At 74.4% G+C, this 21,478-nt stretch carries 10 protein-coding genes; 5 read left to right on the top strand and 5 right to left on the bottom strand.

Annotated features, from left to right (window positions below; genetic code table 11):
- Nucleotides 1-70 precede the first annotated feature (70 nt).
- Both J1792_RS25665 and J1792_RS25660 read left to right on the top strand, forming a co-directional pair.
- On the top strand, nucleotides 71-10,063 hold the full coding sequence (locus J1792_RS25665) for a type I polyketide synthase (protein ID WP_278186402.1): 9,993 nt from the start codon (nucleotides 71-73) through the stop codon (nucleotides 10,061-10,063).
- Nucleotides 10,064-10,127: 64 nt separating this feature from the next.
- Nucleotides 10,128-10,886, top strand: coding sequence for a thioesterase II family protein (locus J1792_RS25660; RefSeq protein ID WP_086571840.1), 759 nt, complete (start codon nucleotides 10,128-10,130; stop codon nucleotides 10,884-10,886).
- A gap of 53 nt (nucleotides 10,887-10,939) precedes the next feature.
- On the opposite strand, the gene J1792_RS25655 is transcribed toward J1792_RS25660, so the two are convergent.
- Together J1792_RS25655 and J1792_RS25650 are read right to left on the bottom strand one after the other, a co-directional pair.
- On the bottom strand, nucleotides 10,940-13,102 hold the full coding sequence (locus J1792_RS25655; protein ID WP_086571835.1) for a PIG-L family deacetylase: 2,163 nt from the start codon (nucleotides 13,100-13,102) through the stop codon (nucleotides 10,940-10,942).
- Between the two features lie 265 nt (nucleotides 13,103-13,367).
- Nucleotides 13,368-13,934: a GNAT family N-acetyltransferase gene (locus J1792_RS25650; protein WP_086571837.1), complete on the bottom strand. Its 567-nt coding sequence runs from the start codon at nucleotides 13,932-13,934 to the stop codon at nucleotides 13,368-13,370.
- Nucleotides 13,935-14,098: 164 nt separating this feature from the next.
- Here J1792_RS25650 and J1792_RS25645 point away from each other — a divergent pair, with 164 nt between their 5' ends.
- Complete coding sequence (locus J1792_RS25645) at nucleotides 14,099-15,238, top strand: alpha/beta hydrolase (RefSeq protein WP_207248303.1); 1,140 nt, start codon at nucleotides 14,099-14,101, stop codon at nucleotides 15,236-15,238.
- A 32-nt stretch (nucleotides 15,239-15,270) separates the two neighbouring features.
- Here J1792_RS25645 and J1792_RS25640 read toward each other — a convergent pair whose 3' ends face one another.
- Together J1792_RS25640 and J1792_RS25635 are read right to left on the bottom strand one after the other, a co-directional pair.
- On the bottom strand, nucleotides 15,271-16,329 hold the full coding sequence (locus J1792_RS25640; RefSeq protein WP_242705277.1) for a polyprenyl synthetase family protein: 1,059 nt from the start codon (nucleotides 16,327-16,329) through the stop codon (nucleotides 15,271-15,273).
- Entirely contained in the window at nucleotides 16,326-17,351 is a 1,026-nt protein-coding gene (locus J1792_RS25635) for a tetratricopeptide repeat protein (RefSeq protein WP_086566065.1), read from the bottom strand. Before J1792_RS25635 ends, J1792_RS25640 begins: the two co-directional genes overlap by 4 nt.
- 272 nt (nucleotides 17,352-17,623) lie before the next feature.
- Here J1792_RS25635 and J1792_RS25630 point away from each other — a divergent pair, with 272 nt between their 5' ends.
- Together J1792_RS25630 and J1792_RS25625 are read left to right on the top strand one after the other, a co-directional pair.
- A complete protein-coding gene (locus J1792_RS25630) occupies nucleotides 17,624-19,234 on the top strand; it encodes a phospholipase D-like domain-containing protein (RefSeq protein ID WP_086566066.1) in 1,611 nt (536 codons plus the stop codon).
- Nucleotides 19,235-19,451: 217 nt separating this feature from the next.
- Nucleotides 19,452-20,375 (top strand): D-alanyl-D-alanine carboxypeptidase family protein, encoded by a 924-nt coding sequence (locus tag J1792_RS25625; protein WP_207248302.1) that lies wholly within the window; start codon nucleotides 19,452-19,454, stop codon nucleotides 20,373-20,375.
- 58 nt (nucleotides 20,376-20,433) lie between these two features.
- Here the strand turns inward: J1792_RS25625 and J1792_RS25620 are convergent, their stop codons facing one another.
- A complete protein-coding gene (locus J1792_RS25620) occupies nucleotides 20,434-21,375 on the bottom strand; it encodes an alpha/beta fold hydrolase (protein WP_242705276.1) in 942 nt (313 codons plus the stop codon).
- Between the last annotated feature and the right edge of the window lie 103 nt (nucleotides 21,376-21,478).

Genomic DNA, 21,478 nt, shown 5'->3' with positions numbered 1-21,478 from the left:
CGACGGCGCGGCCCTGCCGCTCACCGGAACACGCACGACTTCACGAACTCCTATGGCGGGTGAACGAGACATGCAGAACGAGCAGAACGAGCAGAAGCTGCTCGACTATCTCAAGCGTGTGACGGCCGATCTCAAGCAGACCCGGCGCCGGTTGCACGAAGTCGAGGCCAAGGACCAGGAGCCGATCGCCATCGTGGCGATGAGCTGCCGCTACCCCGGGCGGATCGACAGCCCCGAGGCACTGTGGCGCCTGGTCGAGGACGGCGCCGACGCCGTCTCCGGCTTCCCCGCCGACCGCGGCTGGGACCTCGAGGGCCTCTACGACCCCGACCCGGGCACCCCCGGCAAGTGCTACACGCGCCACGGCGGATTCCTCCACGACGCCGGCGACTTCGACCCCGGCTTCTTCGGGATGTCCCCGCGCGAGGCCCTCGCCACCGACCCGCAGCAGCGGCTGCTGCTCGAGGTCGCCTGGGAGACCTTCGAACGGGCCGGCATCGACCCGTCGTCCGTCAAGGGCTCGCGCACCGGCGTGTTCGTCGGCCTCGCCTACCAGGGCTACGCCGGCGGCGGCGACACCCTCGAGGAGCTCGAGGGCTTCCTGCTGACCGGCACCGCCCCCAGCGTCGCCTCGGGCCGACTGTCCTACACCTTCGGGCTCGAGGGCCCGGCGCTGACCGTGGACACGGCCTGCTCGTCGTCTCTGGTCGCCCTGCACCTGGCGGTGCAGGCGCTGCGGCAGGGTGAGTGCTCGATGGCCCTGGCCGGCGGCGCGGCCGTCATGGCGAGCACCGGCATGTTCACCGAGTTCAGCCGCCAGCGGGGCCTCGCGGCCGACGGCCGCTGCAAGTCCTTCTCCGCCGAAGCCGACGGCACGGGCTGGGGCGAGGGCATCGGCATGCTGCTGGTCGAGCGCCTGTCCGACGCCCGGCGCAACGGCCACCCCGTCCTCGCGGTCGTCCGCGGCAGCGCCGTCAACCAGGACGGCGCCTCCAACGGCCTCACCGCCCCCAACGGCCCCGCCCAGCAACGCGTCATCCAGCAGGCCCTGGCCGGAGCCGGCCTCTCCCCGACGGACGTCGACGTCGTCGAGGCGCACGGCACGGGCACGACGCTGGGCGACCCCATCGAGGCACAGGCCCTGCTGGCCACGTACGGGCAGGGACGCCCGCAGGAACAGCCGCTGTGGCTGGGCTCGCTCAAGTCGAACATCGGGCACACGCAGGCCGCGGCCGGCGTCGGCGGCATCATCAAGATGGTCGAGGCGATACGCCACGGCGTGCTGCCCAGAACGCTGCACGCCGACGACCCCTCGCCGCACATCGACTGGTCGACGGGCACCGTCCGCCTGCTCACCGAGAGCGTGCCCTGGCCCGAGACCGGGCACCCGCGCCGGGCGGCCGTATCGTCCTTCGGCGTGAGCGGCACCAACGCCCACACCATCATCGAACAGGCCCCCGCGGCAGGCACCGACCCGGAGCCGGAGCGCGCCGGCGCGGCGCGGGCGCCGGTGCCCTGGATCGTCTCGGCCCGCAGCGCGGCGGCCCTGCGCGAGCAGGCGGAACGGCTGCTCGCGCACGTCATCGGCCTCTCCGACGACACCACCGTCGAGCCCCTCGACATCGCCTACTCGCTGGCCACCACCCGCGCGGCCATGGAACACCGTGCGGTCGTCGTCGGCACCGACCCCGGCGAACTCACCGCCGGCCTCCGGGCGGTGGCCGAGGGCACGTCCGCCCCGAACGTGGTGGACGGCGTCGTCGGCAAGGAAGGCAAGCTGGCGTTCCTGTTCTCGGGGCAGGGGAGTCAGCGGGTGGGGATGGGGCGGGAGTTGCATGCCGCGTTCCCGGTGTTCGCCGAGGCGTTCGATGCGGTGTGTGGAGAGTTGGACGCGTATCTCGAGCGTCCGCTGCGGGATGTGGTGTTCGGTGAGGACACGGACGGGCTGCTGGACCGTACGGAGTTCACTCAGCCGGCACTGTTCGCCGTCGAGGTGGCGCTGTTCCGTCTCCTCGAGTCCTGGGGCGTACGGCCCGACTACCTCGCCGGGCACTCGATCGGAGAACTGGCCGCCGCGCACGTCGCCGGGGTGTTGTCCCTTGCCGACGCGGCCACGCTCGTATCGGCGCGTGGTCGGTTGATGCAGGCCCTGCCCGCCGGTGGCGTGATGGTCGCCGTGCAGGCGTCGGAGGACGAGGTCCTTCCGCTGCTCGCAGGCTACGAGGACCGGGCGGGGATCGCTGCCGTCAACGGCCCGCAGGCTGTGGTCCTGTCCGGCGCCGAAGCGGCCGTCACCGAGATCGCCGCCAAGCTCGCCGCCCAGGGGCGTAAGACCAAGCCCCTGGCCGTGTCGCACGCCTTCCACTCGCCGCTGATGGACCCGATGCTCGCCGGTTTCCGGGCCGTGGCGGAACGTGTCACCTTCTCCGCCCCCTCGCTGCCCGTCGTCTCCGCCCTCACCGGTCGGCCCGTTCCGGCCGAGGAGTTGTGCGACCCCGAGTACTGGGTGCGGCACGTCCGCCAGGCGGTGCGCTTCGCCGACGCCATCGAGGCACTGGCCGCCGAAGGTGTGACCGCCTTCCTTGAGATCGGTCCCGGCGGCGTCCTGACCGCGCTCGCCCGGTCCGTCCTCGCCGACGTCCCGGCCGCCGCCCTTCCCGCCCTGCGCGCCGACCGCGCCGAGGACGTGGCGCTGACCACCTCCCTCGCCGGGCTGCACGTCCACGGTGCGGCAGTGGACTGGCACGCCGTCCTCGCCGGCCGCGGCGCCCGGCGCGTCGACCTGCCCACCTACGCCTTCCAGCGCCGGCCGTACTGGCTGGCGTCCCCCGCGCCCGGCTCCGGCGCCGACGGCACGCGGTACGTGGTCGCCTGGCGCCCGCTCGCCGACGCCGGCCCCCAGCCGCCGGCCGCCGAGGGGCTGTGGCTGCTGCTGACCCCGCCCGACGCCCGCGCCACGCGGGACGGTTCCGCCCTTCAGGAGGAGCTGACCGGGCGGGGTGCCCACACCCTCAGCCTGAGCGTCGACCCCGCCGAGGACCGCGACACGCTCGCGGACCGCCTGCGCACGGCGGCGGAACATGAGGCCGGCGGCCGGCTTCGTGGCGTCGTCTCCTTCCTCGCACTGGACGACGAGCCCTCGGTCCTTCCCACCCTCACCCTGGTGCAGGCGCTCGGCGACGCCGGCATCGAGGCGCCCCTGTGGTGCCTGACCCGGGGTGCGGTCGCCACCGGCGAGTCCGACCCGCCGACCGTCCCCGCGCAGGCGGGAGTCTGGGGCCTCGGCCGGGTGGCCGCCCTGGAGCTTCCCCAGCGCTGGGGCGGGCTCGTCGACCTGCCGGAGGACCTCGACGCCCGGGTCCTGGCCCGGGTGGCCGGCATCCTCACGGGCGGTCACGGCGACGAGGACCAGCTCGCCGTCCGCCCGGCCGGCGTCCTCGGCCGCCGCCTGGCGCACCGGGACGGTGCCCCGGCCGGGCCCGCGTTCTCCCCTCGGGGGACCGTTCTCGTCACGGGCGGCACGGGTGCCCTCGGCGGGCACGTGGCCCGGTGGCTGGCCGCCGAAGGCGCCGAGCGTCTCGTCCTCACCAGCCGTCGCGGCCCCGCCGCCGAGGGCGCGCCGGCACTGCGCGCCGAACTCGAGGAGCTCGGGGCGCGGGTGACGATCCTCCCGTGCGACGTCTCGGACCGGGACGCGGTCGCGGAACTGCTCCGGGGGCTGCCGGACCTCACCGCCGTCTTCCACACCGCCGGCGTCGACACCCCGGGCCCGCTGCCCGGCACCTCACCCGAGGCCTTCGCCGAGGTCGTGGCGGCCAAGGCGGCCGGCGCCGCGCATCTGGACGAGCTGCTGGGCGACCGCCCGCTGGACGCCTTCGTGCTGTTCTCCTCCATCGCCGGCGTCTGGGGCGCGGGCGGCCAGGCCGCCTACTCCAGCGCCAACGCCTGCCTCGACGCCCTCGCCGCCGCCCGCCGCGCCCGGGGGCTCGCGGCGACGGCCGTGGCCTGGGGGCCGTGGGCCGAGGCCGGCATGGCGGGTTCCGCCGAGGTCGCCGACGCCCTGCGCCGCCGCGGCCTGAACCCGATGGCCCCGGCGTTCGCGATCTCCTCGCTCGCGGAGGCGCTGGGCCGGGACGAGGCCGCGGTGACCGTCGCCGACGTGGCCTGGGAGCGGTTCGCGCCCACCTTCACCATCGGCCGGCCCAGCCCGCTGCTCGCCGACCTGCCCGAGGTCCGGGCCGCCGCGCGGCCCGCGGGCGACCGGCACGACGACGGGGAGGCCTCCGGCGCCGCGGCCGCCCTGCGCCGCACGCTCGCCGGGGCCGACGCCGCCGAACGCGACCGCATGCTGGTGGAGCTCGTACGGACCGAGGCGGCCGCCGTGCTGGGGCACGGCGGACCGCAGGCGATCGAGCCGGGCCGGGCGTTCCGCGAGCTGGGCTTCGACTCGCTGACCGCCGTCGAGCTGCGCGACCGGCTCGGGCGGGCCACGGGTCTCCCGCTGGCCACCACCGTCGTCTTCGACTACCCCTCGGCCATCGACCTCGCCGGCCGGCTCCTGGTCGAACTGATGGGCGTCGGCGCGGAGTCCGGTCCTCTCGAGGGCTCGCGCGCCGCCGAGGACGAGCCCATCGCCATCGTGGCCATGAGCTGCCGCTACCCCGGCGACGTACGGTCCCCCGAGGACCTGTGGCGGCTCGTGGCCGAGGGCGCCGACGCGATGACCCCCTTCCCCGGCAACCGGGGCTGGGACCTGGACGCCCTCTACCACCCCGACCCCGACCACCCCGGCACCACGTACGCCCGGGCGGGCGGCTTCCTGCACGACCTCCCCGACTTCGACGCCGCGTTCTTCGGCATCTCGCCGCGCGAGGCCTCGGCCATGGACCCGCAGCAGCGGCTGCTGCTGGAGACGTCGTGGGAGGTGTTCGAGCGGGCCGGCATCGACCCGACGACCGTACGGTCCACGCCCGTCGGCGTGTTCGTCGGCTCCGGCTACCAGGACTACATCCGGCGCAACCTGCAGGTCCCCGACGGCGTCGAGGGCTACCTGGGCACCGGCAACGCCGCCAGCGTCGTCTCCGGCCGCATCGCCTACACCCTCGGGCTCGAGGGCCCGGCCGTCACCGTCGACACGGCCTGCTCGTCGTCGCTGGTCGCCCTGCACCTGGCGGCCCAGGCGCTGCGGCAGGGCGAGTGCGAGATGGCGCTGGCCGGCGGCGTGACGGTCATGTCGAGCTCCGGCGCCTTCGTGGAGTTCAGCCGGCAGCGGGGCCTGGCGGCCGACGGCCGCTGCAAGGCGTTCTCCGCCGGCGCCGACGGCACCGGCTGGAGCGAGGGCGTGGGCATGCTGCTCGTGGAGCGGCTGTCCGACGCCCACCGCAAGGGGCACCGGGTCCTGGCGGTCGTGCGCGGCTCGGCCATCAACCAGGACGGCGCCAGCAACGGCCTGACCGCCCCCAACGGCCCCGCCCAGCAGCGCGTCATCCGCCAGGCCCTGGCCAACGCGGGGCTGACGGCCGCGGACGTGGACGCGGTGGAGGCCCACGGCACGGGCACAACGCTGGGCGACCCCATCGAGGCGTCGGCGCTGCTGGCCACGTACGGGCAGGAGCGGCCCGACGGCCGCCCGCTGTGGCTGGGCTCGCTGAAGTCGAACATCGGTCACACCCAGGCGGCGGCCGGCGCGGGCGGCATCATCAAGATGGTGCAGGCCCTGCGGCACCGGACGCTGCCGAGGACGCTGCACGTGGACGAGCCGACCCCGCACGTCGACTGGGCCTCGGGAGCCGTCCGGCTGCTCACCGACCCCGTCGCCTGGGAGGACGCCGGCCGCCCCCGGCGGGCCGGCGTGTCCTCCTTCGGCATGAGCGGCACCAACGCCCACGTCATCATCGAGGAGGCGCCCGAGCCGCCCGCGCCCGCCGAAGCCGCCCCCGTGCGGCCGGTGTTCGACCCCGTGGCCGTTCCGCTGCTCCTCTCCGCCCGCACCCCCGCCGCGCTGGAGGAGCAGGCGGGCCGGCTCGCGGCGCTGCTGGGCGAGTCCGCCGACGCGCGGCCGCGGGACGTGGCCCACGCCCTCGCCACCACCCGCACGGCCTTCGACGAGCGCGCGGTCGTCGTGGGCGCCGACCGCGCCGGGCTGACCGCCGTGCTCGAGGCCCTCGCCTCGGGCGACGCGCACGAGCACCTGGTGCGCGCCACCGCCGCCGGCTCCCGCCAGCCGGTCTTCGTCTTCCCCGGGCAGGGCTCGCAGTGGGCCGGGATGGCGGTGGAACTCCTCGACTCCTCGGCGGTCTTCCGCGAGTGGATCACCGCCTGCGGCGAGGCCCTGGCCCCGTACGTGGACTGGTCGCTGGAGGGCGTGCTGCGCGGTGAGGCGGGCGCGCCCGGCCTGGAGCGGGTCGACGTGGTCCAGCCGGCGCTGTGGGCGGTGATGGTGTCGCTGGCCGAGCTGTGGCGCGCCTGCGGCGTGCGGCCGGCGGCCGTCGTCGGCCACTCGCAGGGCGAGATCGCGGCGGCCTGCGTGGCCGGCGCGCTGTCGCTCCAGGACGCGGCCCGGGTCGTGGCCCGGCGCAGCGCCCTGGTGTCCCGGCTCGCGGGCCTGGGCGGCATGGCCTCGCTCCCGGAGTCCGAGGCGGACGCCGCCCGGCGGCTCGCGCGGTGGGACGGGCGGCTGAGCATGGCGGCCGTCAACGGGCCCCGTGCCGTGGTCGTCTCCGGCGACCTCGACGCGCTGGACGAGCTGCTCGCCGAGTGCGCGGCGCAGGGCGTGAAGGCCAAGCGCATCCAGGTGGACTACCCCTCGCACTGCGCCCAGGTCGAGACGGTCCGCGACGCGTTCGCCGAGGCGCTGGGCCCCCTGGCCCCGAAGGCGCCGGCGGTGCCGTTCTGTTCCACGGTGACCGGCGGCCCGTTGGACGTCGCCCCCGACGTGGCGTACTGGTACCGCAACCTGCGGGAGACCGTGCGCTTCGAGGAGGCCACCCGGCACCTGATGGCCGACGGGCACCGGGTCTTCGTGGAGATGAGCCCGCACCCGGTGCTGGTGTACGGCCTGCAGGACACCCTCGACGCCCACGGTGACGGCGACGTCCCCGGTGCCGTCGTCCCGACGCTGCGCCGCGGTGACGGCGGTGTCCCGCGGTTCCTCGCCTCCCTGGGCGAGGCCCACGCGCACGGGGCGCCCGTCGACTGGCGGGCGGTGTTCGCCGGCTGGGACGTCCGCCCCGTGGACGTGCCGACCTACCCCTTCCAGCGGCGGCGTTACTGGCTGGAGGCGCCGGAGGAGACCGCTCCGGCGGCGTCGGTGATGGATGCCGCGTTCTGGGAGGCGGTCGAGCGCGAGGACCTGCGGGCGCTCGCCGAGGGGCTGGACGTGGACGAGGACGTCACCCTGCGGTCGGCGCTGCCCGCGCTGTCCGCCTGGCACCGGCGCCGCCGCGACGAGTCGGCCGCCGACGCCTGGCGCTACCGGATCACCTGGAAGCCCCTGCCCGGGACGGCGCCGCCCGCCGTGCCCGGCACCTGGCTGGCGGTGGTGCCGAGCGACCGTGCGGACGACCCGGCCGTCGCGCTCGCCCTGAACTCCCTGACCGCGCACGGCGCCGACGTGGTGCGGCTGGGGGTGGACGGCTCCGAGGACCGGCGGGCGCTCGAGGCGCTCGTACGCGGTGCCTGTTCCGAACCGGCCGGTGTGCTCTCCCTGCTGGCGCTGGACGACCGCCCGCACACGGACCACCCGGCGCTCTCGCGCGGCCTGGCCCGGTCGCTGCTGCTCATCCAGGCGCTCGGCGACGCGGGCGTGGAGGCGCCGCTGTGGTGCGTCACGCGGGGCGCGGTGTCGGCCGGCGTGGCCGGCGACGCCCCGCTCGCCGTGCGGCAGGCGCCCGTGTGGGCGCTGGGGCGCGTGGCGGCCCTGGAACACCCCGGGCGCTGGGGCGGCCTGGTGGACCTGCCGGGGGCGGTGGAGGCCGCCGACGGGCGCGTCGCCCGGCGGCTGGCCGCCGTGCTGCTCGGTACGGGCGGCGAGGACCAGGTCGCGGTGCGGGACGCCGGAACGTACGCCCGGCGCCTGGTACGTACCCCCGGCGGCTCCGCGTCCGGCGAGCGGCCCTGGCGGCCGCGCGGCACCGTCCTGGTCACCGGCGGCACCGGCCACATCGGCGGTCACGTCGCCCGGCGGCTGGCCGCCGACGGCGCCGAGCACGTGGTGCTGGCCGGCCGCCGCGGCCCCGGGGCCGAGGGCGTCGCCGAGCTGCGCGAGGAACTCCAGGCGCTGGGGGCGGGGGTGACGGTCGCCGCCTGCGACCTCGCGGACCGGGACGCGGTGGCCGCGCTCCTGGCCTCCCTCGAGGACCTGCCGCCCCTGACCGCCGTGGTGCACGCCGCCGGGATCGGCACGCCGGCCATGCTCGCCGACACCACCGTCGAGGAGTTCGCCGCCGTGATGGACGCGAAGGCGGCCGGCGCGGCGCATCTGGACGAGCTGCTCGGCGACCGCGCGCTGGACGCCTTCGTCCTCTTCTCCTCGGGAGCCGCCGCCTGGGGCAGCGGCGCCCAGGGCGCCTACGCGGCCGCGAACGCCTTCGTGGACGCCCTCGCCGAGGACCGCCGCGCCCGCGGCCTCGCCGCCACCTCCATCGCCTGGGGCGCCTGGGGCGGAGGCGGCATGGTCGACGCGGCGGCCGGGGAACGCCTGCGGCTGCGCGGCCTGGACCCGATGGGCCCCGACGCCGCGGTGCTCGCCCTGCGCCGCGCGGTCGAACGCGACGAGACGACCGCCGTCGTCGCCGACGTCGACTGGGCGCGCTTCGTGCCCGGCTTCACCATGGCCCGCCCCAGCCCCCTCATCGGCGACCTCCCCGAGGTCGCCCGCCTCGCTGCCGAGGAGGAGCCCGCGGAGGGAACGGAACCGCCGCTGGTGCGCCGCCTGGCCGGGCTCCCGGAGGAGGAACACCTGGCGGCGATCGTGGAGTTCGTCCGCGCCGAGGCGGCCGCCGTCCTCGGCCACCCGGACAAGGACGCGGTGGGGGAGCGGCACGTCTTCCTGGAGCTGGGCTTCGACTCGCTGACCGCCGTCCAGCTGGGCAAGCGCGTCGGCCGGGCCACCGGCCTGAAGCCGCCGAGCACCCTGGTCTTCGACCACCCCACGCCGGCCGCCGTCGCCGCCCACCTGCTCTCGCTGATCGGCGAACGGCAGGGCGACCAGGAGGCGGGGGGCGCGCCGGCCGAGGAGGACGTCCTCGTCACCCTCTACCGCCGCGCCGCCGCCGTCGGCCGGCTCGCCGAGGGGATCGACATGGTCATGAGCGCCTCGCGGCTGCGGCCGGTCTTCGCGGCCGCCGACGCCGGGGCGCACCTGCCCACGCCCGTGCGGCTGGCGCGCGGCGAGGAGGGCCCGCACCTGGTCTGCTTCGGCCCGTACATGGCGCCGTCCGGTGTGCACCAGTACGCCAGGTTCGCGGCCGCTTTCGCGGGGCGCCGCAGCATCTGGGCGCTGCCCGAGCCCGGCTTCGCGCCGCACGAGGCGCTGCCCGAGGATGTGGCCGCCCTGCTCGGGGTGCACGCCGCCGCGATCGCGGCGAGCGTGGGCGACGAACCCGTCGTGCTGGTCGGCTACTCCTCCGGCGGTTGGGTCGCGCACGCGGTCGCCTGCCACCTCGAGCGGCTGGGCCGGCCGGTCGAGGGCGTGGTGATGCTGGACAGCTTCACCCGCCGGGAGGGCATGGGCGACCGCTTCCAGTCGGCGGTGGCCCAGGAACAGGCGGAGCGCTTCGACTTCGTCTCCTCGCCGGGCACCCAGCTCACCGCCATGGGCGGCTATCTCCGCGTCTTCGACGGCTGGGACGTGCCGACGGCCGCCGCGCCCACGCTCGTCGTCAGGGCGGGGGAGTGGATGGCGGACCAGGCGGCGAGCGCCGACGACCGCCCTGCCGCCCCGGAGCATGCCGATACGGTGACCGAAGTGCCGGGGAACCACTACACGCTGATGGAACGTCACGCCGAGTCGACCGCGGCGGCCGTCGACGAGTGGGTGGCGAAACTGGGCACCGCGTCCTGAGGAAGGTCGGGACACCTAGCACTTCTGCCGAGACGACCGTGTTGGAAGGAACGACCCCACTGTGATCGACAACCTCTCGGGTGACGACAACGGCCTGTGGATCCGCAGGTTCCACCCGCGCCCGGACAGCGAGGTGCGGCTGGTGTGCCTGCCGCACGCCGGCGGCGCCGCGAGCTACTTCTTCCCCCTGTCCAAGGCGATGCCGTCGTTCGCCGAGGTGCTCAGCGTCCAGTACCCCGGCCGCCAGGACCGGCGCAACGAACCGCTCATCGACAACGTCCCCGACCTCGCCGACCGGGTCTACGCCGCGCTGCTGCCCTGGGCGGACCGCCCTCTGGCGTTCCTGGGCCACAGCCTGGGCGCCTCGCTGGCCTTCGAGGTGGCCCGGCGCTTCGAACGGGAGAAGGACATCGTCGCGGCCGGGCTCTTCGCCTCCGCCCGCCGGGCGCCCTCCACGCACCGCAGCGAGACCGTGCACCTGCTCGACGACCGGGGCCTGGTCGCCGAGGTCGACCGCCTCGACGGCACCGCCTCCGGACTGCTCAAGGACGAGGAGGTGCTGCGGATGGTCCTGCCCGCCATCCGCTCCGACTACCGGGCCGCCGAGACCTACGTCTACGAGCCGGGGGAGCCGCTGCGCTGCCCGGTCCTGGCCATGACCGGCGACGCCGACCCCAAGGTGACGCTCGACGAGGTCGCCGCCTGGGAGCGCCACACCGAGGGCCCGTTCGAGCTCAAGGTCTACCCCGGCGGTCACTTCTACCTCGCCGACCACCAGGCGGCGGTGACCGAGGAGATAGCCGGCCGGCTGCGGCAGGCATGAGCAAGCGCGTGGGCCCGCCCGGCGGATGCCGGGCGGGCCCACGCGCGTCGCGCCTACGACTCCTGCCGGTCGCTCTGGACCTTGCCCTCGTGCGAGGCCCAGTCCCCGAAGGCCGTGGCGCCCGAGCCCTTGCCCCGGACGCTGCTCAGCCGGCCGTCCATGCCGAGCACCACCGCGACGTTGCGGCCGCGGGAGTCCTGGACGAGGGCGGCGGTGCCGCGGTGCGGTATGCCCTGCTCCAGCCAGGGGCCCGGACGTCCGGAGCCGGCGGACAGCCGGATACGCCCCTTGCCGTCCCGGGCGGCGAGCACGGTGTCGTTGCCGGCCTGGGCCAGCGCCACCCGCCCGTAGCCGCTGATCGGCTCGCACTGCGACGTCACCCGCCAGCCGCCGTTGTCCTGCCGGTCGGAGACCAGCACGCGGGAGGTGCCCGGCTGGCGCATGGCCAGGCGCAGGCCGCCGCCGGAGAGCGCGGCGAGCGACAGCGGTCCGGTGGCGGCCGGCAGCCGCGTCGGCTCGGCCATGTTCAGCGGGCTGCCCGGGCCGTCGGACATCCAGTGGTGGACGGTCTTGACGTCGGCCGCCACGACATGGAGACGGCCCTTGGCGTCGAGCACCGCGTCCAGGCCGTCCTCGGTCTTCACCGGCTGCTCCGAGGTGGGCAGCTGCTCCCACTCCGACCAGTCCTTGCCGTGCGCGCCGGTGCACAGACTGACGCCGCCCGCCCAGTTCTTGACGAGCACGTGGACCATGCCGTCCTTGTCGGCGACCGCGACGGGGTAGCCGACCTCGATCGACCGCTGGGGGTCTTCCTCGGGCGAGCGCAGCGACTCCCACGGGCCGAACGCCGGGGCGCCGCCGGGCGTCCTGCCGGTCTGCCGGGTCGTGACGATCTCGCGCCGGTGCGCCTGGTCGGCGGTGGGCAGCACGGTCCGTACGGAGAACAGCTGCAGCGTGCCGTCCGCGTGGCGCAGCGCCTGCACCTGGCCCTCCAGCATGCCGCCGTCGACGGGGACGGGCTTGGACCAGACGCCGCCGCCGGCCCGGGTCTCGGTCCAGCACTGCACCTGGCCGTCGAGGAGCGCGAAGGCGGCGAGCCGGCCGTCGGGCAGCGGCTGCACCCAGCGCTGGGTGCCGGTGGCGCGGTGGCGGAGGTTGTCGGACCAGCGGGTGTCCTTCGAGCGGTTGCCGACCTTGCGGTCGCCGCAGCCGGCCGGGTCGCCGCAGTCCTTGCCGTCGGCCCAGCCGTAGATGTCGAGGATCTTTATCTTGTGGCGGGTGGTGGCCGCGTCCAGGCTGTTGGGGAGCGTGGCGACCTCGTAGCCGACGTAGGTGTCGACGGCGGTGGGCCGGGAGTGCTTGCGCCCCCAGTACTGGGCCAGGGCGGCCTGCGCGAAGTAGGCGGAGGTCGTGTGGTCCTGGTGGTCGTACTTGGCTATGCCCTGCAGGACGGGCGGGGTGTTGGGGTAGTGGGGTTCCTTGGGCAGGTGGGTGGGGTTGGGGTCGAGCGTGCGCACGACCGTCGGCTGGTAGCGCTCCAGCACGGCGGTCAGCGTGTCGATCACCTGCTGCCGGTTGTACTGGAAGGTGCGCTTGACCGGGCTCGCGGCGGGCACGAGCGTGGTGAGCTTGGGCGCGGCGCCGAGCCACAGCCCCCTCAGGCTCTCCTGCCGGGGGGCCTTGATGAAGCGGGCCTCTATCAGCTCCATGAAGATCAGCTGGACCTGCGGGGCGGCCTTGAGGGTCTGCAGTTCGACCTCGAAGCCGGGCAGGAGCGTCAGCGTCTCCACGGTCCACGGGCTGAGCCAGTCGCCTGTGGCCATCTGGGCGGTCGCCTCGCGCAGGCCGTTCATCCGGGCGCGGACGAACTCCGGCCGCTTCTCGGGGAGTTTGGCGTAGCCGGGGCTGCGGGCGAGAGCGTTGCGGCCGTCGGACTCGCCGCCGGTCATGCAGACGGTGACGGTCGGCGCGCCGCTGCGTATGGACTGCTCGAGCTCGGGGTTCATGAAGTACAGCGAGTCGTCGGCATGCGCCATGATGTGGACGAACGACTCGTTGGTGGCGGCCTTCGCGGGCCGCGCGGGGAACTCCCCCGGCCGGCGGCTCTTCCCGGAGCCGGGAGCCAGCCACTGCCAGGCGCCCACCGCGCCCGTTCCGACGACCAGGCCTCCGCCCGCGACCTGGAGGACGCGCCGACGCGGTATTCGCCCTGGCACAGGGGTGTCTCCTTCTTCTCCTGCGCCAAGTGAGCGCGGCCGTGAACGGAAAGAGGGCGATTAGCACTTAATCGCCCGCTGATCATGAGTTCGATCCTATGATCCGCAAGCCCCTGTTTCCCTGCTGTTGTGTAACAGCCATGCCACGGCGAGGCATAGATTCTGAGGCGATTGGGCAACGTGGAGCGAAGCTCCTCGCGCCGCTACGGTCCGTCTGCGGACGGCTCCATGAGGTGATGCCCGCCGAGGGGTGCGGGCACTCCGCTCAGGCCGGTCCGCGGTCGTTGAGGATCTTGTGGTACAGGACGTGGTCCCGCCACTCCCCGTCGATGTGCAGGTAGTTCCGCGCGGTGCCGATCGGCTCGAAGCCGCACTTGACCAGCACCCGCTGGGAGGCGGCGTTGGCCACGACGGTCCCGGCCTCGATCCGGTGCAGCCCCAGCCGCTGGTCGGCGTCCCGGCACGCCGCCGTCACCGCGGCGGTGGCCAGGCCCTTGCCCGTGTGCTCTGCCGCCACCCAGTACCCGAGATTGGTGCTGCGCCAGGCCCCGTGCACGATGTTGGCGAGGTTCACCAGCCCCACGATCTCGCCCCGCCCCCCGTCCTCCGCCAGCACCCAGGGCATCACGCGCCCCGCCGCGCGCAGCGCCAGCAGGTCCTCCAGCCGCGCCGCCTGGCCCTCGGTCGTGAAGAACGCCTCGCTCCGGCCCGGCTCCCAGGGCCTCAGGTGGTCCCGGTTGCGCGCGTACGCCCGGGCGAAGGCCGCCGCGTCGTCGAGGGTCACCGGGCGCAGCACGATGTCCGAAGTGAGGGCATGGAAGTCAGCGATCATCCGCCTACGGTAAGGCGACGGACGGCCGCGGCCGTCCCGGGGACCCCGGGAGCCACCCTCGTCATACCCCGGTATCACCCTCCGGTTGGCTCCCCGGGTTGACGCCCGGCGACCCACCCCCTTCCTACGTTTTCCCTCGTCACCACCTACGAGGGAGTTCGAACATGCGCCGCTTCAAGCGCACGCTGGTCGCCGCGGCCGTCGCCACGACCGTCATGGCCGGCACGGCCGGCTGGGCCGTCGGCGGCGAGCAGACCGTCGTGACCGGGCCGCCGGCCGGCGCCGCCGCGTGGCGCGCGGACCACTCCCTCCCCGACCCCGAGGCCGCCCCCGAGGACATCGCCCGCTTCTTCGCCGCCCTCCCCGAGGTGCGCCGGCACGAACTGGCGGCCCGTCACCCGCTGGTCGTCGGCAACCTCGACGGCGCGCCCGTGGCTCTGCGCTACGAGGCCAACCGCCTCGCCCTCGCCGCCGAGCGCGACCGGGAGCGCGCCCGGGCGGCCGACCGCTCCCTCGGCGCACCCGAGCGCCGCCTGGCCGGCGACCTCGCCGACCGCTACGCGCGGCTGCTCGGGCCCGGACGGCAGATCCTCGCCTTCGACCCGCGCGGACGCGGCCAGGTCGCCGAGGTGTACGGCGACTGGACGGCGGCCCGGCACACGGCGGTCGTCGTCCCCGGCTCCGACATCGACCTCGCCTCCTTCGACCGCACACACGACCGGTACGGCACCCCCGCCGGAATGGCCCGCTCGCTGCGCGCCGAACTGGCCCGGCAGGCCCCCGGCACCCCCACCGCCGTGATCGCCTGGGCCGGCTACACCACACCGGTCGGCGTCGGCCTCGACGCCGCGACCGGACGCCTCGCCGAGGCCGGCGCGCCGCGCCTGGAGCGCCTGTTGGCCGGCCTCTCCGCGCTGGGCACCGCCGCCACGCCGCCCGCCGTCTTCTGCCACAGCTACGGCTCGGTCGTCTGCGGCCTGGCCGCCCACGACATCGACGGCACCGAGGCCGCCGACCTCGTCGTCCTCGGCAGCCCCGGCATGCGTGCCGACTCCGCCGCCGGCCTGCGCACCGGTGCCCGGGTCTGGGCGACCCGCCGCAACAGCGCCGACTGGATAGGCCGCGTCCCCAACGTCAGCGCCTTCGGCCTGGGCCACGGCGGCGACCCGACGGCGGCGGAGTTCGGGGCGCGCCCGGTCCCCTCCGACGGGGCGCACGGGCACAGCGCCTACTTCGCGCCGGACACGCGGTCGCTGCGGCACTTCGCCGAGATCACGCTCGGGCAGTACGCCGATGTCCGCTGACGCCCGTGCGCCAGGAGTGTGGTGACGTGGTGTCAGAGGCGCCGGTCGAGCAGGAACTCCGAGAGGGCGACGAGTTCACCGACCGCCTCCGGCGCGAACGTCCCGCCCGCGAGGCACCGGCGGGCGGCCGCCGCGTGGCGGCGGGCCGCGGCCTCGGCGGCGTCCCGCCCGCCCGCCTCCTCGACGAGCCCGGCCGCGTGGCGCGCGGCCCCGGTGTCCAGCGGGACCCCGGAGCCGAGCAGCGCCTCCAGGGAGCGGGCGGCCGGTCCCGCCCCGGCCAGGGCCGCGAGGACGGGCAGGGTCTTCTTCCCCCGGCGCAGGTCGCCGTGCACGGGCTTGCCGGTGACCTCCGGGTCGCCCCAGACGCCCAGCACGTCGTCCACCGCCTGGAAGGCGGCGCCCAGATGCCGCCCCGCCTCCGTCAGCGCTTCCACCTGTTGCGGCGAGGCGCCGGCGAGCACCGGCCCCAGCGCCAGCGCGCCGGCGAGCAGCGCCCCCGTCTTGCCGGCCACCATGGCCTCGTACTCCGCCACCCGCACCGCCTGAGGGCCCGCCCACGGCCGGGACTCGAAGAGGAGGTCGTCGGCCTGGCCGTGCAGCAGGTCCCGCAGCACGCCGGACAGGCAGCGCACCGCCGCCGCGCCGTGCGCTCCCTCCGCCCGCGCCAGCGTCTCGACCGCGAGCGCGAACAACGCGTCCCCCACCAGGACCGCCGGGCCGGTGCCGAACGCCTTCCACGCGCTGTCGCGGTGCCGGCGCCGCTCGTCGCCGTCCATGACGTCGTCGTGCACCAGCGAGAAGGTGTGCACCAGTTCCACGGCGACCGCCCCGGCGACGACCGCCTCCTCCGGGGCGCCCACGGCCTGCCCGCCGAGCACCGCCAGGGCCTGGCGGACGCCCTTGCCGCCGCCGCCCGTGGCCGGCGTGCCGTCGGCCTCGCACCAGCCCAGCGCGAACGAGGCCATGCGCCGCGGCCAGGGGTGCAGGCTTTCCACGGCCGCGCGCAGGGCGGGCTCGACCCGCTCCCGGCAGCGGTCGAGGACCTGGAGCGGGCCGGTGTCCGGCAGCGCGAGGCCGGTGCGGGGCGTCACGCGGAGACCCCGAGCTCCGCGCGGGCCTTCGCGACCATCTCCCGGGCGTGCAACAGGCCCAGGCCGCCGAGGGTGCGGTCGAGTTCGTCGAGGTCGGCGGCGGTTTCCGCCGTGTCCCGCCCGAGGCGGGCCCGCGCCTTGACCAGGCCCAGGCCGGCCAGCGCGGTGCCCCGCGGCTCGCCCATGGCACGGAACTCCTCCAGGGCCCCGGCGTAGGTCTCCCGCGCCTCCTCGTAACGCCCCGCGCGGAAGAGGACGTTGCCGCGCATCTTGTGGTTGTAGGCGAGGGCGCTCACCAGCCGCATCTCGCGGCAGGTGCGCTCGGCCCGCGCCAGCAGCTCCAGGGCGCGCCCGGTCTCGCCCCGCAGGGAGAGCACGTCGGCTATGCCGCGCAAGGCCCAGGCGTGGCCGCGCGCGTCGTCGGCCTTCTCCGCTATCGCCGCCGCCTCCTCGAACATCTCCAGGGCGGTGTCGTACGAGCCGGTGTTGCGGTGCATCTGGGCGATGCCCTCCAGCGCCCACACCGTGTGCCGGGCCTCGCCCCGGCGCCTGGCCTCGGCCAGCAGCTTCTCGTGCAGCTCGCCGACCGCCTGGTAGTCGCCCTGGATGCGGCCGGTCTCGGCCAGTCCCGCCAGCGAGTAGCCCCGGGCGACGACGTCCCCGCCGTGCTTGGCGAGTTCGGCGGCGATGGCCAGCCACCGTCGGGCCAGGGCCAGGTCGCCGCGCTGCCGGGCCAGGGTGCCGCCGCTCCACACGGCCCAGGCCATCGCGCCCTGGTCGCCGGCCCGCCGTGCCGAGCGGTAGCTCGCCTTCCAGGCCCGCTCGGCCTCCTCGATCCGGCCCAGCCGCCGGCTCGCCTCGGCCACGGCGAGACCCGCGTGCGCCGCGTCCAGCGCGGATCCGGCCCGTTCGGCCTCCTGCCGCTGTGCGACGGCCTTGTCCAGGACCTCCTCCAGGGAGGAGTTCACCGAGAGCGCGCCGAGCGCGCCGCGATATTCGGGCGCGAACGCCTTGCCGTACATGTGTGCCTCTCTTCGTGACGGGGCGGCGAGGGCTGACGGGTTCGTCGTTCGGCCCGTCTCCCACCGTTGATCACGAAGCTATGGCCAACACCCCATGCGGGTAATCCGTCCCTGAGGCGGTCCCGTGTACCTCTGAGGACTGGTGGCCGAAGGACATGTCATACGTGAGATGTACGTGTCCGGACAGCTGATAGCTTCTCCGCGTTGATCTTGCGTTCGCCGAACGTGAGTCAGCTGTTCGCGGAATCGTTACTTTGTTTAAGGATGCACCATTGCTCCGGCACCGCCGTTTACCCCGTCTGGCGCGCTGCGCGACGATCTCGGCCGTCGTCCTCGCCGCCCTTCCCGCGGCCCCCGCCTTCGCGAGCCCGTCGCCCACCCCGCACCTCGACGCCGTGGAGAAGACGCTGCGTCAGGTCTCGCCGGGCCTCGAGGGTGACGTCTGGCAGCGCACCAGCGGCAACAAGCTGGACGCCTCCTCCGCCGACGCCTCCGACTGGCTGCTGCAGAGCCCCGGATGCTGGGGCGACGACACCTGCGCGGACCGCCCTGGCACCAAGCGGCTGCTGGCGAAGATGACGGAGAACATCTCCAAGGCGAAGCGCACGGTCGACATCTCCACCCTCGCGCCCTTCCCGAACGGCGCCTTCCAGGAGGCGATAGCCGCCGGCCTCAAGGCCTCGGTCGAGGCCGGCAACAAGCCGCGTGTACGGGTCCTCGTCGGCGCCGCGCCCGTCTACCACGTGAACGTGCTGCCCTCGAAGTACCGCGACGACCTCCTGGCGCGCCTGGGCAAGGCCGCCGGCGGCATCACGCTGAACGTCGCGTCGATGACGACGTCGAAGACCAGCTTCTCCTGGAACCACTCCAAACTGCTCGTCGTGGACGGCGAGTCGGCGATCACCGGCGGCATCAACAGCTGGAAGGACGACTACGTCGACACCACCCACCCGGTGACCGACGTCGACCTCGCCCTGACCGGCCCCGCCGCCCACTCCGCCGGCCGCTACCTGGACCAGCTGTGGAGCTGGACCTGCCGGAACAAGGGCAACGTCGCCAGCGTCTGGTTCGTCTCCTCCGGCGGCGACTGCATGCCCACCATGCACAAGGACGCCAACCCCACCCCCTCCGGGCCCACCGGCGACGTCCCGGTGATCGCCGTCGGCGGCCTGGGCGTGGGCATCAAGGACCGCGACGCTGCCTCGGCGTTCGACCCGAAGCTGCCGACCGCCCCGGACACCAAGTGCGTCGTGGGCCTGCCGGACAAGACCAACGCCGACCGCGACTACGACACGGCCAACCCCGAGGAGAGCGCCCTGCGCGCGCTCGTCGGGAGCGCCGAGCGCAGCATCGTGATCTCCCAGCAGGACCTCAACGCCACCTGCCCGCCCATCGCCCGCTACGACATCCGCCTCTACGACCAGCTCGCCGCGAAGATGGCGGCCGGCGTGAAGGTCCGCATCGTCGTCAGCGACCCCGCCAACCGCGGCGCGGTCGGCAGCGGCGGCTACTCGCAGATCAAGTCGCTCGCCGAGATCAGCGACACCCTCCGCAACCGCCTCGCCCTGGTCACCGGCGACCAGCAGAAGGCGAAGGCGGCGATGTGCTCCAACCTCCAGCTCGCCACCTTCCGCAGCTCGCCGGGGGCGAAGTGGGCCGACGGCAAGCCGTACGCGCTGCACCACAAGCTGGTGTCCGTGGACAGCTCCGCCTTCTACATCGGCTCCAAGAACCTCTACCCCTCGTGGCTGCAGGACTTCGGCTACATCGTGGAGAGCCCGGCGGCCGCCAAGCAGCTGGAGGCCAAGCTGCTCGACCCCGAGTGGACGTACTCGCAGCAGGCCGCCACGGTCGACTACGCGCGCGGGGTCTGCACGGGCTGACCCTGTGACGACCTGATGCCCGGCGTCCCCACGCCGGACCGGGAGTGCCCGTGCCACACAGGTGCGGGCACTCCCCTTTTCGTTCAGACATTCTCGTTCGAACGCCGGAGAATTATCCGATCGTATTCACTCCTTGGTGAAAGAATTTCTTTCCGTGCGGCGTTTGATGCAAGCATGCGCTCGCCTCAACCGACGAGCGAGGAATTCTGGAGACTCAATGGAGCCATGTGAGGGAAGTGTGGTCCGCCGCTGGGGAGCGGCGCTGACCGCGTCGGCCGCCGCCTTGGCGGTCGCCCTCCCGACAGCCACCGCCCAAGCAGCGGAGGGCCCGACGGGAATCGGCGCCAAGGGCGCGTACCTCGACCGGGGGCCGGACGGAAAGCCGTGGGGCAAGGCTGCCGACACCCGGCGACAGATGGCCAGCACCACCAAGATCATGACCGCCGTGGTCGTGGCCGACGACTACGCGGGGGCGCTGCACCAGCAGGTCGCCATCAAGCAGTCCTACCGCGACTGGGTGCAGCGCAACCAGGCCAGCACGGCCGACCTGCGCACCGGCGACGAACTCACCGTGCGGCAGCTGCTCTACGCGATGATGCTCCCGTCCGGCTGCGACGCCGCCTACGCCCTCGCCGACACCTTCGGCGACGGCGCGACGGAACAGGCGCGCACCGCGTCGTTCGTGGAGAAGCTGAACAAGAAGGCCCGCGCCCTGGGAATGCGCGACACCCACTACGACTCCTTCGACGGAATCTCCTCGCGCGGCACCAATTACTCCACCCCGCGCGACCTGGCGAAACTCGCCCGGCACGCCCTGGGCGACGACACGCTGACGACCGTGATGAAGTCGATGAACACCCAGCAGAAGGCGGCCAACGTCAACCGCCTCTACACCTGGTACAACACCAACAAGCTGCTCGGGTCGTACGACGGAGTAGTCGGGCTCAAGACCGGTTCCACCCGGGCGGCGGGCCCCTGCCTGGTCTTCGCCGCCCGGCGCGCCGGGCGTACGGTCGTCGGCGTCGTGCTCGACGACCGCACCGGCCGCTACCCGGACGCCGCGAGGATGCTCGACTACGCCTACAGCTCGCGCACCGCGCTCAAGCTCCGCGAGCTGCCCATGGGCGCCCACGAGGACTGACCCCCGAAGGGTCCGGCGGTCCGTGCGGCCCCCGGGCGGGGGAGCGCGAACCGCCGGCTCAGGGCTCGTTGGAGGGGCGCGGCGAGGGCAGGGCGTCCATCGGGGCCCGGTGCCGGACGCGCTCGACGGGGTGGCAGTAGTCCAGGCCGGCGAGGGTATCGCCGCGGAAGAAGCGGGTCATCAGGTCCACCAGCTCCGCCGGGCGCTCGAGGTGGACGAGATGGTCGGCGTCCTTGAAGGTGGTGAACCGGGCGTCCGCGAGCCGGGTGGCCGCCTCCCGGCTCAGCGCGGGTGTGCTCAGCGGGTCGTGCTCACCGGTCGTCACCAGGGCCGGGACGTGCACGGACGGGCCGCCGGGAAGCCGCGAACACGACAGCAGCCGCTGGGAGTTCTCCTTGTACTTGGCGAGGTCGTCCGGTGTCATGTCGTACAGGGCGCGGCTCAGACACCGGGCGATCGCGGACCGCCGGGAGACCGTGACCAGCGGTGAGACGCACAGCATCGTCTCGATGACGCAGTCGACGAACTCCGCCCGCCGTCCCTGCTCCGCCATGACGAGCGTGCGCTCCACCCGGGCCCGTACGTGGTCGGCCAGATGGGACATGGTGCCCACCAGCCCGAGCCGTTCGGCGCGCCCGGGGTGGTCGCGCACCCACTGGTAGGCCACCGCGCTCCCGTACGAGCCGCCCAGGACGTTCACCGGGGACGGCGCCACCTTGGAGAGCAGCTGGTCCAGCGCCTCGGCGAGGAAGTCGAAGCCGTACCGGGCGGGCAGCCGGTCCGCGTCGCCCCAGCCGGGCAGGTCGACGGTGATGACCGTGGCCGACTCCAGGAAGCCCTGCTCCAGCCGGCCCCAGGCGTTCTGGTGCTGGAACGCGCCGCCGACCAGGACGACGGGCGCCATTCTGGCGTCCGGCTGATGGACGATCCGGCCGCTGTAGGCGTAACCGTCGAGGGTGAGCGGAATGACCTCTTCCAAGAGTGCGGTACGCGTCGGCACGACAGGTCTCCGTTTCGTGGGGGAGCTTCACCAGGGGAAACGAGGGGCGGCGGTGGGACGTTACTGCCCGTAGGCCCGGCGGTCCCCGGGCACGGGCGGCCGT

The sequence above is a fragment of the Streptomyces triculaminicus genome (genome assembly GCF_017349075.1).
Classification (GTDB): domain Bacteria; phylum Actinomycetota; class Actinomycetes; order Streptomycetales; family Streptomycetaceae; genus Streptomyces; species Streptomyces triculaminicus.
This window is presented reverse-complemented; position numbering and strand designations above follow the sequence as displayed.

What these genes read in the sequence shown, in the direction of transcription:
- J1792_RS25625 (WP_207248302.1), top strand. Translation starts at nt 19,452, where the DNA reads ATGGAGCCATGTGAGGGAAGTGTGGTCCGCCGCTGGGGAGCGGCGCTG.
- J1792_RS25635 (WP_086566065.1), bottom strand. Translation starts at nt 17,351, where the DNA reads ATGTACGGCAAGGCGTTCGCGCCCGAATATCGCGGCGCGCTCGGCGCG.
- J1792_RS25650 (WP_086571837.1), bottom strand. Translation starts at nt 13,934, where the DNA reads ATGATCGCTGACTTCCATGCCCTCACTTCGGACATCGTGCTGCGCCCG.
- J1792_RS25665 (WP_278186402.1), top strand. Translation starts at nt 71, where the DNA reads ATGCAGAACGAGCAGAACGAGCAGAAGCTGCTCGACTATCTCAAGCGT.
- J1792_RS25645 (WP_207248303.1), top strand. Translation starts at nt 14,099, where the DNA reads ATGCGCCGCTTCAAGCGCACGCTGGTCGCCGCGGCCGTCGCCACGACC.